The organism is Shinella sp. SUS2, from assembly GCF_001262505.1.
In the GTDB taxonomy this organism is placed as follows: Bacteria; Pseudomonadota; Alphaproteobacteria; order Rhizobiales; family Rhizobiaceae; genus Shinella.
This window is the reverse complement of the sequence record NZ_KQ410734.1, coordinates 66,877-84,147: the sequence shown is the minus strand read 5'-3', so window position 1 is coordinate 84,147 and position 17,271 is coordinate 66,877. Positions and strand designations below refer to the sequence as shown.

Genomic DNA, 17,271 nt, shown 5'->3' with positions numbered 1-17,271 from the left:
TGCGGCTAAATCCGTCCGTTCCGCCACCGTCGCCATCGCGGTCGGGAAAAATCTGCATATAATATGTCCGAATATGTTGCATAATGTAATGTTTTCTTTCATTCTGCATTTTCTCAGCCCAAGCCCGCTCAGGAGGAGACCATGCAACAGGCAGGCACATGCGGCCGTTCCTTCACCTTCTACCTGCTCGACGGTTTCTCGCTGCAGGCGTTTTCCGCGGCGGCCACGGTGCTGCGCCTTGCCAATGACGTGGAAGGCAGGCCGGTCTATGGCTGGCGCACGGTCACAGCGGATGGTCGGCCGGCACTGTCATCCTGCGGCATGCGCGTTGCGGCGGACGGATCGCTCGCCGACGAACGGGAGGGGATGCTGCGGGCGGGGCAGACACGATGTGTCGTCGTTTGCGGTGGGCGACGGGTGCCATTGCCCGACCGGGCGCTGGAGGCCTGGCTTCGCCTGTGTGGCCGCAACCGGATAGTCGTCGGAGGTTTTGCCGGCGGGCTCTACCCACTGGCACGCGCCGGCCTTGCCGAAGGACGGCGCTGCGCCGTGCACTGGGAACACTTTCCGGACTTCTCGGAACGGTTTTTCGGTGCCAAGGCCTGCCAGACCGCCTTCGAGATCGACGGCGGGCTCTATACCTGCGCCGGTGGCAACGCCCCCTTCGACATGCTCCTGTGCGCCGTCATGGCAGACCTCGGCGCGGATGCCGCCAACCGCATCTGCGAGATCGCCCTGTGCGAGCGGTTACGCCAGACCGGTGAGCGCCAGCGCCTGCCATTGCAGGCCCGGCTCGGGATCGACAATGCCTTCCTGATCAAGGTCATTTCACAGATGGAGGCCAACCTTGCCGAGCCCTTGCGGCTGACCGACCTGTCGCCGGCAAGCGGCCTCTCCCGGCGCCAGATGGAGCGCCTGTTCCAGCGGGAGATGGGGCGTACGCCGGCGCGGTACTATCTCGACCTGCGGCTGGAGCGCGCCCATCTCCTGCTGCTCACCTCCTCATTGCCCGTCATCGAGATCGCCATGGCCTGTGGCTTCTCCACCGCCTCGCATTTTTCACGCACCTACCGCGAGCGCTACGGCTGCACGCCGCAGCGCTCGCGCATGGCGGAACAGGAGCGTCAACGTCAGCCGGGTCGTGATCAGAAGGCAATGGAGGAGTACCGCGTCGCCTGACGGGATCACTTGCTGGTTTCCAGCCGGCGCGCGCCCTTACTCCGCCTGGAGGAAGGGCGCGTTTCGTTTGCGCTATCGCCAGGCCTGCGTGCGGGCGAGGAGACCACGGGCGATCAGCGCGTGAATCAGCTTGGCCGCGACATTGGTGTAGAAGATCATCATGCCCATCGCCGCCGCCGGAGCGATATCCCCGGCATCATCCATATTGAGCACGGCAACCGAAGCGAGCTTGGTGTCGGTGGAATAGAGGAAGACCACTGCCGAGACCGTCGTCATCGCGTTGACGAAAAGATAAATCGCGATGTTGAGGATCGCCGGCAGGCAGACGGGCACCGTGACGCGGAAGAACAGCCGGTGGAAGGGCTGCTTCAGCGACGCGGCAACGGATTCGAATTCCGGGTCCATCTGCTTCAGCGCGGTGAGCGCGGTCAGGTGCGCCACCGTGTAGAAATGCGTCACCGTCGAGACGACAAGGATCGCCATCGTGCCGTAGATCGGGTTGAGCGGATTGGCGGGATTGTTGAAGAAGAAGATGTAGGCAAGGCCGAGAACCATGCCCGGAACCGCCATCGGCATCATCGCCAGGAAGTGGAAGACACCGCGGCCGAACCGGAAGCCGTCCGCCTTCTCCACCATATAGGCGCCGGCGAAGACGACGAGCGAGCCGAAAAGCGCCGTCAGCAGGGCGAGCCGGATCGAGTTGCCATACGCCGCCCAGCCACCGCCATCCATCAGATCGAAGGCGAAGTTCTTCGTCGTCAGCGTCAGGTCATAGGGCCAGAACTTCACCACGGCGGCGATCTGGCACATGGCGATCATGCCAATGATGAAGAGGCTGACGAGACACGCGAAGGAGAAACACAGCGCATCCATCCGGGCATTCGGTTTTGGCGCATAGGGCACAGCGCGGGCGGATAGCAGCGCCACCTGCCGCCTCTGCATGCGCCGGTCAACGGCGAAGGCGAGCACGGCCGGCACGAGCAGGATGACGGAGACAACCGCCCCCATTTCGAAATTCTGCTGGCCGATGACCTGCTTGTAGATATCGACGGCGAGCATGCCATATTGCCCGCCGATCACCTTGGGCAGTCCGAAGTCCGTGATGACAAGCGTGAAGACGACGAAGGCGGCCGAGACGATGCCGTAGCGCGCGCCCGGCACCGTGACGGTCTTGAAGGTGCGCCATTTGCTCGCCTTCAACGAGGCGGCCGCCTCGTAATGTCGCGCATCGGCGACCGAAAGCGCCGTGAGGATGATGAGGAAAGCGTGCGGCAGCGTGAAGAAGACGGAGCCGATGACGATACCGATCGGGCCATAGATCGAGTAACCGAACAGCCAGTCCTTGAAGACACCCTGATTGCCGAAGAGATAGACGAGCGCGATGCCGGGCAAAAGCGATGGAACGAGGATCGGGATGGTGAGGATGCCGCGGAAAAGGCCCTTCAGCGGCATGCAGCTTCGCGTCAACCCGTAGGCGAGCGCAAACGCGATGGAAATGGTGACGACCGTGCTGATGGCGGCCATCAGCACGGAATTGGTGACCGACTGGGCAAGCGCCGGCGTCGAGAAGTAGGTCGCGAAATTCTCCAGGCCGAGGCTGCGCGCAGGGCGCAGCACGACGCGCCGGAAGGTGCCAGAATCATATTCACGCCACGCCGTGCCTTTTTCAAGCGTGGAGCCAGCCAGGAAGGCCGCATCATCCGTGATGCCGCGGATGCGATAATGCACGGGGCTGCGGAACTTGAACTCCGGGAAGAATTTCGTCGCCGCAAGCCGGCCGTCCGAGCTGGTGGAAAGCTCGGCCTCCGACACCGCGCCAAGCTGCCGGTTGATGTCCGCTGCGGTAACGACCGGCCCCCAGTTCACGCCGCTCTCGTCGCTCACCTGGAATTCGAAGGCGGCAAGGTCGAAATTATAGGTCGACAGCGACTTCGACAGCATGACGAAGAGTGGTGCACCAAGCGCGATGACGAGGTACAGGCCGATGACGGCCATGAAGCCGAGCTTGATCCGGTCGTCGCGGGAGGTCTGCTGGCGCAGGCTTTTGCCGGCAAGCGGCAGGTGGGTCGCTTCGAGGGCGATCGTCATCCTCAAACACTCCTCGGATAGAGCAGCAGACGCTCGCGCGGGATCTCCACCTGGATGGCGCCTCCCGTTTCGATGCCGAGGCGGCGCACGGCATTGACGGAGAAATCGGCGACCAGCGTACGATCGCCGAGCCGGGGTGCGGTCAGCCGCGTACGCCAGAACATGCCGAGAAACTCCATCTCCTGCACTTCGGCGTCGATGAGGTTCTGCGGCGTCGCCGGGCGATCGACCGCATTGACGGCATGCGCATGCGCACCGTGCGGGATGATGTCGACGGGACGTACAACGGCGGTGGCGGTGTGGCCCGCCGAAAAACCCTCGGTCGAACAGCAGAAGGCCGAATGGCGGATCTCCACTTCGCCGTCCTTCAGCACCCGCGCCGAGAACTGGTTGGTTTCGCCGATGAAATCGGCGACGAACAATGTGCTCGGATGGCGGTAGATCTCGGTGGGCGAGCCGACCTGCTCGATGACGCCGTGGTTCATCACGACGATGCGGTCGGCCATGGCGAGCGCCTCCTCCTGGTCATGTGTGACCATGATCGTGGTGACACCGAGTTTGCGCTGCAAGGCCTTGATCTCGTGACGCAAATGGACGCGAACCTTGGCATCGAGCGCAGAGAGCGGCTCGTCGAGCAGCAGCAGGCCGGGCGAAATGGCGATGGCGCGGGCGAGCGCGATGCGCTGCTGCTGGCCACCCGAAAGCTGGGCTGGATACTTCTTGCCATGCGCCGACAGACCGACCGTTTCCAGGAGTTCGGACACGCGCGAAGCCACCGCTGCCTTGGAGCGGCCGGTGTTTTCCAGGCCGAAGGCAATGTTCTGCTCGATGGTGAGGTTCGGGAAGAGCGCGTAGGACTGGAAGACGATGCCGTAGTCGCGGCTGGAAGCCGGCAAGGTGGAGATATCGCGGCCGCCCTGCAGGATGGTGCCGCGCGATTGCAGGTCGAGGCCGGCGATCGCTCTCAGAAGGGTCGTCTTTCCGCAGCCGGAAGGGCCGAGGAAGCAGATGAACTCGCCCCTGGCAATGCTGAGCGAAATGTCGCGCAACGCGACGAAATCACCATACGCCTTCCAGAGATCGGCGACTTCCAGATAGGGGGCCGCGGCATCTGCGGAGCGGGGAAGGTTGGTGGGCGTCGGTTCGATCGACAGGGCATGTCTCATCTGCAAGCTCCGCTGGCTTCAGGAATTTCGGGACAATGCGAAGGGCGGAGCGCAGAAGCGCTCCGCCCGGCCGATCGGCTCAGCTCTTCGGCTCCGACTTGGCGTCGTAGCGCTTCTGCCATTCCTTCAGGACGGTGGCCCGGTTGTTGGCGGCCCATTCGAAGTCGTTGTCGATCATTCTGGAGGCGATGTCGTCAGGCAGGTGCTCGACCTTCTTTGCGACCCCGGGATAGGCAACGACGGCATAGCCGACATTGTACATTTCGTTGGCCTCCTTGGTCACCGACCAGTCGACCAGCGTCTTGGCCGCCTCGATATTGGCGGTACCCGCGATGATCGCCGTCGCCTCGGCCTCCCAGCCGGAGCCCTCCGAGGGGAAGATGATGTCGATCGGCGCACCGGCGCTCTTGGCCTTGGCGCCCGGGAACTCGAAGGAGACGCCGATGACGGCTTCGCCCGCACCCGCCATCTTGCAGGGCTTCGAGCCGGAATGGGTATAGGCCGAGATATTTTCGTGCAGCTTGTCCATGAAGGACCAGGCCTTCTCCTCACCCCACATCTGCATCCAGCCGGAGACGTCGAGGAAGCCAGTGCCCGATGACGCCGGGTTCGGCATCACGACATGGCCCTTGTATTCGGGCTTTGTCAGGTCCTCCCAGCTCGTCGGTGCCTTCAGGCCGAGCTTTTCGCCCTCCACCGTGTTGTAGCAGAGCGCGGCGACATAAGCGTCCATGCCGACCCAGCTCGGCGGGTTGTCCTTGTCGACGAACTTCTTGTCGAGCCCTTCGACGCCCTTCGGCGCATAGCCTTCCAGCATGCCCTCGGTCTTGAGGAGGAGCAGCGAGGTCGCGGCAAGCCCCCAGACGACGTCGGCCTGCGGATTGTCCTTTTCGGCCAAAAGCTTGGCGGTCATCACGCCGGTGGAATCGCGCACCCAGTTGATCTTGATATCGGGATGGGCCTTTTCGAAGGTCGCCTTGTAGCGGTCAAGGTCGACGGCCTCGACGGCGGTGTAGACCGTCAGCTGGGTTTCAGCGGCGGCAAGGGTCGGAAGCACGGCGGAAACGGCACCGGCAAGCATAAAAAGCGTGCGTTTGTTCATGATTGAAAATCTCCTCTGAAGGCCTGGAAAAATCCGGGAAGCGCGGCGGGCGATCTAGATGTCACCCTTCATGTGGTCGGCTTCAGGAGGCATTCTGGCAGGGGTTTTTGGTAAGTAAAATTTATTATTCTTATCGTTTGGAAGATAAAAACTATAACAAACCTGCCACTTGAACAGGCGTCTCAAAGCCCCTTGCTGCCGGAATCGGCACGCTCCGCAAGAAAAGCAGGCAACAAAAAAGGGAGCCGCACGAAACGGCTCCCAGAAGGGGTGATCCCGCAGGGGATTGCTTCAGATCACCACGGCAAGGAGAAGGTCTTGACGTTGGTAAAGCTCTTCATCGCCTCGATGACGCCTTCCTTGTAGCCGTTGCCGCTGTCCTTGATACCGCCGAACGGGCTCATCTCGATGCGGTAACCCGGCACTTCCCAGATGTTGACCGTACCGACCTTCAGCCCCGCGATGTATTTCTGCATGCGGCGGAAATCGTTGGTGCAGACGCCGGAGGAAAGGCCGAAGGCAGTGGAGTTGGAGAGCGCGATCAGCGCGTCGTCATCGTCGGGTGCACGGACAATCGGGATGATCGGCGCAAAGGTCTCCTCCATGACGAGCTCGCTCGCATGGGAGACGCGGTCGACGACGATCGGCGGCAGCAGCGCGCCTTTGCGGCCGGGATTGTAGAGGATTTCCGCTCCCTCTTCCGCCGCCTGATGCACCCGGCGCTCGAAGACTTCGGCGGCCCTGGCGTGCACCACGGTGCCGAGTTCCGTCGCACGGTCCATGGGATCGCCGAACTTCAGCTTCTTCGCCCGCTCCAGCACCAGCGGAACAAAACGTTCGGCGACACGCTCCTGGCAGAGGATGCGCTTGACGGCCGTGCAGCGCTGGCCGGAATTTTTTGTCGCGCCGGCAACGGCGAGGTCGGCCGCCCTGGCGAGATCGTCGTCGGAGAGATCGTTGAGGATGATCAGCGGGTCGTTGCCGCCGAGTTCGAGGATCTGGCGCTTGTAATGGGCGTGCGCGGCGATCAGCTTGCCGACGGGCACACTGCCGGTGAAGGTGATCAGGTCGAAATTCGGATTGGTGATCATCTCCATACCGATATCGCCGGGCCAGCCGGTGACGACGGACAGCATTTCCGGCGGCAAACCGGCCTCATAGAGAATGTCGGCGAAGATGAGCGCCGTCATCGGCGTCAGCTCCGTCGGCTTCAGCACGACGCAGTTGTTGGTCGCGACGGCCGGGGCAACCTTGTGCGCCACCATGTTCAGCGGATGGTTGAAGGGTGTGATCGCCGAGATGGCGGTCAGCGGCTCGCGCGTTGTGAAAATCTTTCGCGCCTTGCCGTGCGGGGTGAGATCGCAGGAAAAAATCTCGCCATCGTCATGGATACACATCTGGCCGGACAGCGTCAGCACATCGAAGGCGCGGCCCACTTCGTAGAGCGAATCCTGCTTGGAAATGCCGAGTTCCAGCGTGATGAGATCGGAAATCTCCTCCTTGCGGGCGACGAGCAGCTCGGCCGCCTTCAGGAGAATGCGCTGGCGTTCGTAGCGCGTCAGCTTCGGCTGGTAGGCGGCCGCGATCTCGAAGGCCTTTCTGGCATGCTCGGCATTGCCGGCCGGAACGGTGCCGATGACGGCATCGTTCCAGGGGTAATGCACCTCGACCCGCCCTTCGGTATCGACCTTCTTGCCGGCGATCCGCATGGGCTCATGACGGATCGCGAATGTCGTTTCCACTTTGGTCATCGCCCCCTCCTCAATGCGCCGGCTGCGCGGCGGCGACGAGCGCGTAGTAGAAGGCGTCGAAATTGCGCAGCGTGCCGGCGGAAGAGAGTTCCGGCAGCGTGCGGTTGGCGATGAAGGGTACTTCCTGTTCCGTGAGGCCGCCATGCGAGCGCAGCGGCTCGTTGAGCGCCGCGAGGTCATGCCGGTGCTCGCTGGTGCCGAGCGTCTTGTTCTCCGAGGAAACGAGCACGATGTCGCCGATGCGATCATCCGGCAGCTCGAAGCGAACGCAGGCTTCCGGCCGCGACAGAACGACGTCGATGCCCTCGATCGCCTTCAGCCGCTCGATGATCTCCTCCTTGTCGGCCATTTCAGGCAGATAGGCGGTGGCGAAGGAGCCGAGCGCGCCGTGGTGCACGACATAGGGGTCGGTGATCGGCAGGATGACGCGGGCGGCGTCCTTGCCGAGCCATTCGTCGAGCAGGTCCTGCACATAGACGACGTCGGGTGTGCCGTCCGTCTTGTGCTTCGGCTTCATGCCATGGTCGGCCGTGACGACGATCGCCGCGCCGAGCGCGTCGAGTTCGGTCAGGTACTTGTCGAACATCTCGTAGAAGGAATTGGCCTCCGGCACGCCCGGCGCATATTTGTGCTGCACGTAGTCGGTCGTGGTCAGGTACATGACGTCGGGGCGGAACTCCTTGAGGAGCTTCACGCCCGCGGCGAAGACGAATTCCGAGAGGTCGGCGGAATAGACCTCCGGCACCGGCAGACCAAGCCATGCCGAGGCGTTGTCGATGCCGTGTTCCGCCTTGGTAGACGTGTCGGACTTTTCCGAGGAGAAGCAGACGGCGCGGCCCTCGTCGAACTTCAGGCCATGGCCGAGCAGCGCCCGCAGCTTGTCCTTCGCCGTCACCACGGCGACCTTGGCACCGGCATCATAAAAAGCCTTGAAGACGGTCGGCGCGCGCAGGAACCGCGGGTCGTTCATCATCACCTCTTTGCCGGTCGCGGGCTCATAGAGATAGTTGCCGCAAATACCGTGGATCGCCGGCGGGCGGCCGGTGGCGATGGAGAGATTGTTCGGGTTGGTGAAGCTCGGGATGACGCTGAGCGCGGTGCGCTCCGTACCTGCCTTGCGGATACGCTTGAGCGTCGGCATCAGCCCGGCCTTGATGGCCTCGTCGAGATAGGCCGGCTCGCAGCCGTCGAGGCAGATGGCGATGGCCGGGACATTCGGCCAGGGATAGGTGCGGCGGTTGGCGGTGACGGTGATCTTGGACATCTGGTTCATCGGGGATTCCATTCTCGTTAGGCCGCCAGGCGGCTGCGTTCTTCAAGGGCGATGGCCGGAGGGGCGGCGCTGTCGACGCCCATTTCGGCAAGGGACGTGCGGGCGGCGTCCACCACACGGCGCATGACATGCTCGTCCATGCGGCCGATGCAGCCGACACGGAAACTGTCGACCACCGTCAGCTTGCCGGGATAGATGATGAAACCCTTCTCCTTCATCAGTTCATAGAAGCGGTCAAAAGCGAAGGCCGTGTGGGCCGGGCTGAAGAAGGTGACGATAATGGGCGAGAGCCACTGGTCGGCGAGCAGCGTCTCGAAGCCGGCCTCGCGCATGCCTGCCACCATGACGTCACGGTTGCGGGCATAGCGCGCGCCGCGGGCGGCAACCCCGCCTTCTTCGCGGTGGATGCGCAACGCCTCCAGGAACGCGGCGACGACATGGGTCGGCGGCGTGAAGCGCCACTGGCCGGTCTTGTTCATGTAATCCCACTGGGCATGCATATCGAGGCTCAGCGAATGGCTGCGGCCCTTGGCGGCCTCAAGTTCGCTCTTGCGAGCAATGACGAAGCCGAAGCCCGGTACGCCCTCGATACATTTGTTGGCCGAGGAGACGATCGCCTCGTAGCGGAAATCGGAAAGGCTGGCCGGCACCGCACCGAAGGCGCTCATGGAATCCACGAGAAGCTTGCGACCACGGGCGTAGACGGTGTCGGAGATTTCCTTCAGCGGATTGAGGATGCCCGAACTGGTTTCGCAATGAACGACGACGACATGGCTGATGGCGGGGTCGGCATCCAGCGCCGCGGCGACTTCGACACCGCGCGGCGGCATGTAGTCGCCCTTGTCGATGACGGCATGGTCGCGGCCGAGATAGGAGAGCGTCTGGGCGATGCGCTTGCCATAGGCACCGTTGCTCAGCACCAGCACCTTGCCGTCCTTCGGCACGAAGCTGGCGAGCATCGCCTCCACCGAGAACGAGCCGCTGCCCTGCATCGGCACACAGTCGAATTCACCGGCCGTATCGCCGGCGATCTCGAGCAGCTGGCGGCGCAGGTCCGCCGTCATGGCGCGGAAGTCGCCATCCCAGGAGCCCCAGTCCCGCAGCATGGCTTCCTTGACTTCGTAAGCCGTCGTCAGCGGGCCGGGTGTCAGGAGATAGGGCTCGCCGAGCCGTGGCGTCTCCAGCGGTGCGATGGTTCTGTCAGAAGCGGTGTTGGGCATGGTCCGTCCTCGCATTTGGCTTTTCCGGATGTGACAATGCGGTGGAAACACATATCTGTAAAATCGTTCTTTTGTATCAATCCATCGATTAAATTTATGCCTTTCAGGCAGCAGGGATCAGACGGCTTTCCAGGAGGTCTCCCGTCTCGCGCAGGCGCGGATAGGCCATGGTCGTGACCAGAGAATTGACCTCCTTCAGCGCACGCACGATCTCCAGATGCATGTCGCTGGACTGGATGCTCGCGCCTATGCCCTGGCGCAGCCGCTCCAGATGGCTCTTGCTGCTCTCCTCGACGAGACGGCGCACGTGCTCCTTCTGCCGCACCATCTCACGAGCAATGACCGGGTCCGGCGAGACAAGCAGATTGGCCGCAAGCCGGACATTCGAAAACACCGCAGCATGCAGCAGCGTCAGCTCGCGCCAGCCCTCCTGCGAGAAGGCACCCGCTCCGGCAAGCCGTTCCTCCGCCATCTGCAACAGGCTCTTCGCCACCACATCACCGGCATATTCAAGATGGATTGCCGCTTCGGTAAGCTCGATGCCGCGAGCAGACTGTTCTTCCGTCAGCACACCGCGGTTGACCGTAGCGATATAGAGCTTGATCTCGCTGTGAGCCCGGTGGATATCGCCATCGATGCGGCGGAGCGCCTTTACGGCTTCGGGCGTCGGTGCCTCGATCACCGTCATCACCGGTTCCAGCATACGGGTAATGAGGTTGCCCATGTACAACACCTCGCGCGCCGCAGCCGCCAGAGCCTGCGCCGGCTTGTCGATCAGCGCACGGTCCAGCGCGCTGGCATGGGCGGTAAAGTCGCCCTCCCGCGCCACCTCTGGCGTCAGCAGTCGAACCAGGCGCGCCATCGAGCCACAGGTGACGAGCCCGACGGCAACCAGCGCAGCATTGAACAGCACATGCAGGTTGACCAGCTTGCCGGCAGCGGTGTCGCCCGGCAGCCATGCAAAGGGTACATCCAGCGAAAACAGCGTGAAGATCGCCACGCTGAACAGCGCGCGGAAGAACAGATTGCCGAGCGGCAGGCGCCGTCCCTCGACCGGCAGGCCGCGCGTCAGCCAGAGCGCAATCAGCCCGCCGCCGAGATTGACACCGAGGACAAGCGGTATGCCGACATCGATTGGCACGATACCCCTGGCCGCGAAGGTGAGAATGAGAAGAATGGCAGCGACGCTGGAATGCAGCACCCAGGTGAAGAGCGCGGCAAGGATCATCACTGTCAGTCCGTCCTTACCGATGAAGGCGATGGCGGAGGGCAGCAGCGGGCTTTGCGCCAGTGGTGCCGTCGCGTGGCCGATCATCTGCAGCGACAGGAGCAGGAGGCCGATACCCAGCACGGCGCGACCGGCTTCGACAGTCTTGCGCTTACGCGCCTTCAGATGCAGCAGCCCGCCGGCGGCAATGAGCAGCGGCGCAAGCCAATGAAGGTCGAAGGACAGGATCTTGACCACCAGCGCCGAGCCGAGATCCGCCCCGAGCAGCACCGCGAGCCCGACATCGAGCGCCAGCGCACCGCTGATGGCAAAGCCGGCCGCGAGCATGGCGACCGCCGTGGAGCTCTGCAGGCCGATGGCGACGAGACATCCATAAAGCGCCGCCCGCAGCCGGCTGCCGCCTCCACCGACACTGCGTGCCACGAGATCACCCGAGGCCGCCTCGACGCCGGTCTTCACCAGGCTGACGGCGTAGAGCAGAAGAACAGTGGCGGCGGCAAGTTCGAGGGCGACGGCCGGCAGACTCATGGGCGTGCTCCGCAAGAGAATGGAAATCCGAAAACTATCCGTCGCGGCTTTACATAAATCAAATCGTTCGTATTAATGAAAGCATAGATTCAATCTATAAATGGGGGTCGCCGCATGCGCTATGTCCAGCTTCGTGCCTTTCATAACGTTGCCATCCACGGCGGCTTTTCGCGTGCAGCGGAAGCACTGTTCCTGACCCAGCCGGCCGTTTCCGATCAGGTGCGCAAGCTGGAGGAGGAATACGACGTCCTGCTCTTCAACCGGAACAAGAAGCAGGTAACGCTGACCCAGGCCGGCCAGCAGCTTCTGGAAGTCACGCGGCGCATGTTCGACGTGGAACAGCAGGCGCTCGACCTGCTGTCGGAATCCCGCGCGCTCCGGGCGGGCAAGCTGCGCATCGTCGCCGATGCCGCCCACCATCTCCTGCACATCCTCGCGGCCTTCCGCCGAGCCTATCCGACCGTGCAGGTCTCGATCGACGCCGGCAACACCGAGACGGTCATCACCAGCCTGCACGCCTATGAGGCGGATATCGGCGTGCTCGGCGAGGTGCCGCAATCCAGCGACTTCGAGATCCTGAAGCTCAATTCGACGCCGATCATCGCCTTTGCCAGCCGCGACTATCCCCTCGCCGGCCAGAGGACCGTGACATTCCCGGAACTGGCGACGCATCCTCTCGTCATGCGCGAGCGCGGCTCCAAGACCCGCCAGAAGCTGGAGGCGATGGCCGCCGTCTGCGGCGTGTCGCTGACGCCGCTCATCGAGGCGGAAGGCCGGGAGGCGGTCCGTGAGATCGTGGCGGCGGGCGGCGGGGTCGGCTTCGTCTCCTCCGCCGAGTTCGGGCAGGATAACCGCCTCGTCCCGATACCCATCGACGCGCCGGAAATGCTGATGGACGAGGCCCTTATCTGTCTGCGCGAGCGTGCCAACGGCAAACTGGTCAACGCCTTCTTCGACATTGCAAGAAGGCTTGCGCCGGCATCGGCATGACGCCAGTCCCGCGAAAGGTTGGCCTCAGCGGGGCTTGAACTCCACCAGCAGCGACTTGAGTTCGATTTCGCGCACGCGACGCGCCGCCTCGTCCGGGCTGACCCAGGCAAGCCGCCGCTCGCCCTTTTCCTTGAATTTCGTGGCAAGCTCGGTGGCTTCGATCTGGAACACATCGACGATGCAGGGCGCCACGTCGCCGTCGTCGAGCAGTTTCAGATAGGTATAACTGCCGACCGGTTTCTTGTGGACTTTTCCCCGAATGCCCGCCTCCTGGAAGGCTTCGATCGCGGCCGCCTCATAGGGTTTCCTGTCCTTCATCGGCCAGCCCTTGGGAATGATCCAGCGGCCGGTATCGCGCGAGGTCACCACGAGGATTTCGATCCCGGGGCCTTCAGGCGCATTGCGGAAACACAAGGCAGCATATTGCTGGCGAAACGCCCCCGAAAACAGCTTTTCGGGGGTAGCCGCCAGCTTCTGCAGAAGAGTCTTGGGCCTGCGGCTCTTCTGCGCCTTGGTCTTCTTGGTCGTTTTCAGGGTTCTTGCCGCCAAAGCATCGGAAAATGGGGGCGAAACCTATGACGAGTTGCCCACCATGTCAAAGGCGCGCCCTCAGCCGACGACCATCTGGAACCAGGCATCAAGAAACCGGCTGCGCTTGATCATGTCACGGAAGACCAGAAGCTCCGGCCCAAGCTCGATCTTCTGCAGCCCCTCGAAACCCGCAGGCTGCTGCGGGAGCGAAAAGCCTGCGGAGGAAAGTGCCGTCTGACCCTCCGGTGCCAGCAGCATGTGCAGCAGGATGCGGGCCTCGCGCAGGTTCGCAGCCCCCTTTGGCATCAGCACCGTCCACGGAACGGCGAGCACATAATCCTGCGGGACGAGAACCTCCATGTCCTCGGGCAGGTCGCCGCCGGATCGCAGGGCCGAGAGCGGCACGTTATAGGCAACGTCGAGATCACCAGCCTGCAACGCCTCCAGGAGATCGTCCGTCGTGTCATAGATCCTTGCCTTCGCCCCGCCGAGCGCCCGGATCAGCCGCCAATAGAGCGAGGTCCGGATCGAATCCTGCGAGGCGAGCAGATAGCCGATATCGTCAATGCCGACATTGACGACGCCGACGCGGCGGGCAAATCGACCGCTGTTCTGCTCGAGCGAGCGCACCAGTTCGATACGGGTGCGCGGCACGCGGTTCTCGAATGCCGCCTTGCGCACGACGATCACGGCAGGATCGGACCAGAAGCCAAAGACCTCGTTGCGCCACTGCACACCGGCCATTGCGCCGGCCGCCTCGTCGGGCACGGCATAACCCTCGTTGGCGATGGAAACGGCGACATCGGGCGAGGACAGGAAGGCGATGTCGAACGGCGCATCCCGCGGGCGGCGGGCGGCTGCAGCGATCTGCGCGGAGGAGAGCCGGCTGTAGACGAGCCGCGTGCCGGGCAGGTTCACCGAGAGCGAGACGATCAACGGCGCCATGCGCACCTCGGAAACGACACCGGCCAGCCGCAGCGTGCGCTCCTGCGCCGCCGCGAAACCCGGCATCACCAAGGCCATGAGAAGGAGAAGGGCGCCGACGTTCCGCAACCGAAGGCCCTCAGGAAAAAGCCGCATCATTCCGTCCTTTCCCGAATGACCGGCAGAACGACCTCGACGACAAGCCCGCCGCCCTCTCGGTCGGCCACCGCGATCGCGCCGCCGAAGGCAACCGCCACGTCCTTCGCAATCGCCAGGCCAAGGCCTGAGCCGGCGGACCGGTGATCGGCGCGCACGAAGCGCTGGAACACCCGGCCCTTGGCACTATCCGGTATGCCCGGCCCCCGGTCCATCACCTGCAGCACGGCCTGCCCCTGCCGCTCGAAGAGCCGCACGAGCGTCGGGCCCGGCGCGTGGATGAAGGCATTCTCGACAATATTGCGTACCATTTCCCGCAGCACCACGGGTTCGGCCATGACGCGCAGGGCACTGCCCTCCATGTGAAGGGCAAGCGACTGCATCAGCCCGGCATAGGCACTCTCCGCCCGAAGCATCTGCAGCGCGTCCTGCACCGACTGCCCGACATCGACAGCCTCCCGCTCCTGCGTTTCAAGGCGGTGCAGCGTCGTCGCGTCGGAGAGCAGCTGGTTGGCCAGGAGGCCCGCCTCGCGCGCATTGTGGTGGATGCGCGTCAGGCGTCGCTTCACCCGCTCGCCGGCCGCCTCTTCCAGCGCCACCTCGGCCTGCGCCTGGATGGCTGCAAGCGGGGTCCTCAGCTGGTGGGCCGCATCCGCCGTCACTCGCTTGACACCGTCAAGCACCGAACCCAGCCGGTCCATGAAGTCGTTGAGTGCGGAAACGAGCGCCGAGACCTCAGCCGGAACTTCGGTCTCAATGCGGCTGAGATCGGACGGACGACGGGCCCTGAGATTGCTTTCGATGAGGCGCAGCGGCGAGAAAGCCGAGCGCACCGAGGCGAGGATGAGGCCGCAGGCAAGCAGCGCGATCGCCACCGCCGGCAGCATGCCGTTCAGCGTCAGCTGCCCTGCCAGCTCCCGGCGGGCCTCCCGCGTCTCGGCCACCTGGATGCCGATCCAGCCGCCCGTTCCGGTAACCGTGTCGGCGCGGTAGCGCTGCACGGCGGCGATGCGCACCGGCTCACCGCGATAGACGGCGTCGTGCAGGTGCAGCGTCTCGTTGGGGTTCGCGGGTATGTCGAGGCCGAGCGTCGGCGAGCCGGTCACCAGGCTGCCATCCGGTGCGGTGATCCGGTAGAAGACCCGGTTGAGACGGGACGTGCCGAGGATAGCGAAGGCCGAATAGGGAATGTCGACGGCGACGGCACCCTCCTCTATGGCGACCGTATCGGCAATCGAGAGGGCCGAGGCCGTCAGCACCCGGTCGAACGCCTCGTCGGCGGCCCGCCGCGCATAGGCACGCACCGTCAGCGCCAGGACGCTGCCGATGACCAGGAAGAGGCAGGCGGTCGTGATCAGCAGCCGGCGCTCGATCGACAGTCGTGCCATCAGGTCACCGTGCCGGCCTTGCTGCGCAGCACGTAACCGGCGCCGCGATGCGTGACGATCTCCACGTCGCTCGATTCCAGCTTCTTTCGAACGCGCGAGACCAACAGTTCCACGGCATTGGGCGTGCCCACGTCGTCATGGCCGAAGAGTTTCATGTAGAGCCGGTCCTTGCTCACCGTACTGCCGGCGTGGGCCGCAAGCACCTCCAGCACCTCGAACTCACGGCGCCCCAGTTCGAGCAGCCGCCCGGCGGCCCGCGCCGCCCGGGCGGACATGTCCACTTCAAGCGTACCAATTCGGATAAGCGACTTGGCAAGGCCCTGGTGCCGCCGCGTGACGGCGCGCAGCCGCGCCTCCAGCTCGCCGAGATCGAACGGTTTGACGATATAGTCGTCAGCGCCGAGATCGAGCAGGCTGATCTTGTCGTCCAGCTGGTTGCGGGCGGTGATGACGAGCACGGGCGTCGGGGAATTGCGGCCGCGCATATGCGCCATCACGTCGAAACCGCTGCGCCCCGGCAGGTTGATGTCGAGCACCACCACATCGAATTCGCCGTGGATGGCAAGCTCCTCGCCGGAGATACCGTCTTCGGCCAGCGTGACATGGTGGCCAGCCCGCGACAGTTTCGCGTCGATCGCCTCGGCGATGTCGATGGAATCTTCGATGACCAGGATGCGCATGATGCTGACAGGACTCTGACAGGAACTTTGGATTATTCCCTCATCCTATAGCAAGGGCTTTGCCGAACGCGAGACGGTAAAAACCTTCGGGAGGATAAAATGAAACGCTACAGCGCCATAGCGGCCTGCATGATGCTGGTCGGCCTGTTGTCGGGCGGCGGCATGGCGGCCCGCGCCGAACCGTGCCAGCAGAGCTCCGGTCTGGACGAGGCCTATTGCGATGCCGATGGCGATCTCGTGGCAGACCTGCCGGCGGATCCGGCCAAGTGGCGCAATCCCGATACGCTCGTCTGGGCCTTCGCCCCCATTGAGGATCCGGCGGTCTATGCGCAACTGTTCCGGCCTTTCACACAGCACCTGTCGCACTGTCTCGATCGCCAGATCGTCTATTACCCCGTGCAGTCGAGCGCGGCCGAAATCAGCGCGATGCGCGCCGGTCGCCTGCATTTCGCGGGCTTCTCCACCGGCCCGACGGTGGAAGCCGTCAACAAGGCGGGGGCGGTTCCCTTCGCCGGCAAAGGCGAGAACGGGGCGTTGCGCGGCTATCATCTGGTCGCCATCGTGCGAGCGGATTCGCCCTACCAGACGCTCGCGGATCTCAAGGGCAAACGCGTCGCCCATGTTTCCGCGGCGTCGAACTCCGGCAATCTCGCGCCCCGCGCGCTCTTTCCCGTCGAAGGGCTGGTACCCGATACCGACTATAAGCCGATCCTCTCCGGCGCGCACGACAAGTCGGTGATGGGTGTGCTTTCCGGCGACTACGACATGGCGGCCGTCGCCTCCGACGTGCTCGAACGGCTGGTGGAGCGCGGCGCGGTGGATCGCCATGCCCTGCGGGTCCTCTATCAGAGCCCGCTGTTCCCGACATCGTCCTTCGCCCACGCTCATGACCTCGATCCAGCGCTGGCGAAGAAGCTGACGGCCTGTTTCTTCGCCTTCCGCTTCCCGCCGGAAATGACGGCAGCCTTCAACGGCGACGAACGGTTCCTGCCGCTCCGCTACGACACGGCCTGGCAGGCGGTCCGCGATGTCATCGCCGCGGTCGGCGCCCTCCCGGACTGACACGC

General features: G+C 63.8%; 14 protein-coding genes. 3 read left to right on the top strand and 11 right to left on the bottom strand.

Features of this window, described 5'->3' with window-relative positions; translation table 11 throughout:
* Positions 1-141 precede the first annotated feature (141 nt).
* Positions 142-1,179: a GlxA family transcriptional regulator gene (locus tag AKG11_RS20090; RefSeq protein ID WP_050745223.1), complete on the top strand. Its 1,038-nt coding sequence runs from the start codon at positions 142-144 to the stop codon at positions 1,177-1,179.
* A 72-nt stretch (positions 1,180-1,251) separates the two neighbouring features.
* Here the strand turns inward: AKG11_RS20090 and AKG11_RS20085 are convergent, their stop codons facing one another.
* The 7 genes from AKG11_RS20085 to AKG11_RS20055 form a co-directional block, all read right to left on the bottom strand.
* Positions 1,252-3,267 (bottom strand): putative 2-aminoethylphosphonate ABC transporter permease subunit, encoded by a 2,016-nt coding sequence (locus tag AKG11_RS20085; RefSeq protein WP_050745222.1) that lies wholly within the window; start codon positions 3,265-3,267, stop codon positions 1,252-1,254.
* Between the two features lie 2 nt (positions 3,268-3,269).
* On the bottom strand, positions 3,270-4,433 hold the full coding sequence (locus AKG11_RS20080; RefSeq protein ID WP_050745221.1) for a putative 2-aminoethylphosphonate ABC transporter ATP-binding protein: 1,164 nt from the start codon (positions 4,431-4,433) through the stop codon (positions 3,270-3,272).
* A gap of 79 nt (positions 4,434-4,512) precedes the next feature.
* A complete protein-coding gene (locus AKG11_RS20075) occupies positions 4,513-5,535 on the bottom strand; it encodes a putative 2-aminoethylphosphonate ABC transporter substrate-binding protein (protein WP_050745220.1) in 1,023 nt (340 codons plus the stop codon).
* A gap of 296 nt (positions 5,536-5,831) precedes the next feature.
* A complete protein-coding gene (gene phnY / locus AKG11_RS20070; RefSeq protein WP_050745219.1) occupies positions 5,832-7,286 on the bottom strand; it encodes a phosphonoacetaldehyde dehydrogenase in 1,455 nt (484 codons plus the stop codon).
* A 10-nt stretch (positions 7,287-7,296) separates the two neighbouring features.
* Positions 7,297-8,559 carry a phosphonoacetate hydrolase gene (phnA, locus tag AKG11_RS20065; RefSeq protein ID WP_050745307.1) on the bottom strand — a complete coding sequence of 421 codons (1,263 nt, stop codon included), beginning with the start codon at positions 8,557-8,559 and terminating at the stop codon, positions 7,297-7,299.
* A 17-nt stretch (positions 8,560-8,576) separates the two neighbouring features.
* Positions 8,577-9,779 carry a 2-aminoethylphosphonate--pyruvate transaminase gene (locus tag AKG11_RS20060; RefSeq protein WP_023513910.1) on the bottom strand — a complete coding sequence of 401 codons (1,203 nt, stop codon included), beginning with the start codon at positions 9,777-9,779 and terminating at the stop codon, positions 8,577-8,579.
* A gap of 103 nt (positions 9,780-9,882) precedes the next feature.
* On the bottom strand, positions 9,883-11,535 hold the full coding sequence (locus AKG11_RS20055; protein ID WP_050745218.1) for a Na/Pi cotransporter family protein: 1,653 nt from the start codon (positions 11,533-11,535) through the stop codon (positions 9,883-9,885).
* Between the two features lie 114 nt (positions 11,536-11,649).
* On the opposite strand from AKG11_RS20055, the gene AKG11_RS20050 reads away from it, so the two are divergent.
* A complete protein-coding gene (locus AKG11_RS20050; RefSeq protein ID WP_050745217.1) occupies positions 11,650-12,525 on the top strand; it encodes a LysR substrate-binding domain-containing protein in 876 nt (291 codons plus the stop codon).
* 24 nt (positions 12,526-12,549) lie between these two features.
* Here the strand turns inward: AKG11_RS20050 and AKG11_RS20045 are convergent, their stop codons facing one another.
* The 4 genes from AKG11_RS20045 to AKG11_RS20030 all read right to left on the bottom strand — a co-directional run bounded on the left by AKG11_RS20045 (position 12,550) and on the right by AKG11_RS20030 (position 16,204).
* The gene (locus AKG11_RS20045; protein ID WP_050745306.1) at positions 12,550-13,059 is read right to left on the bottom strand and encodes an NUDIX hydrolase; all 510 of its coding nucleotides are present in this window, start codon (positions 13,057-13,059) and stop codon (positions 12,550-12,552) included.
* Between the two features lie 75 nt (positions 13,060-13,134).
* Positions 13,135-14,136, bottom strand: coding sequence for an ABC transporter substrate-binding protein (locus AKG11_RS20040; protein ID WP_157255837.1), 1,002 nt, complete (start codon positions 14,134-14,136; stop codon positions 13,135-13,137).
* The gene (locus AKG11_RS20035) at positions 14,136-15,524 is read right to left on the bottom strand and encodes a sensor histidine kinase (RefSeq protein ID WP_050745215.1); all 1,389 of its coding nucleotides are present in this window, start codon (positions 15,522-15,524) and stop codon (positions 14,136-14,138) included. The genes AKG11_RS20040 and AKG11_RS20035 overlap by 1 nt, the downstream gene beginning before the upstream one ends.
* Entirely contained in the window at positions 15,524-16,204 is a 681-nt protein-coding gene (locus AKG11_RS20030; RefSeq protein WP_050745214.1) for a response regulator transcription factor, read from the bottom strand. The genes AKG11_RS20035 and AKG11_RS20030 overlap by 1 nt, the downstream gene beginning before the upstream one ends.
* A 99-nt stretch (positions 16,205-16,303) precedes the next feature.
* Between AKG11_RS20030 and phnD the strand changes: the two genes are divergently transcribed.
* Positions 16,304-17,266: a phosphate/phosphite/phosphonate ABC transporter substrate-binding protein gene (phnD, locus tag AKG11_RS20025; protein ID WP_050745213.1), complete on the top strand. Its 963-nt coding sequence runs from the start codon at positions 16,304-16,306 to the stop codon at positions 17,264-17,266.
* Positions 17,267-17,271: the final 5 nt, after the last annotated feature.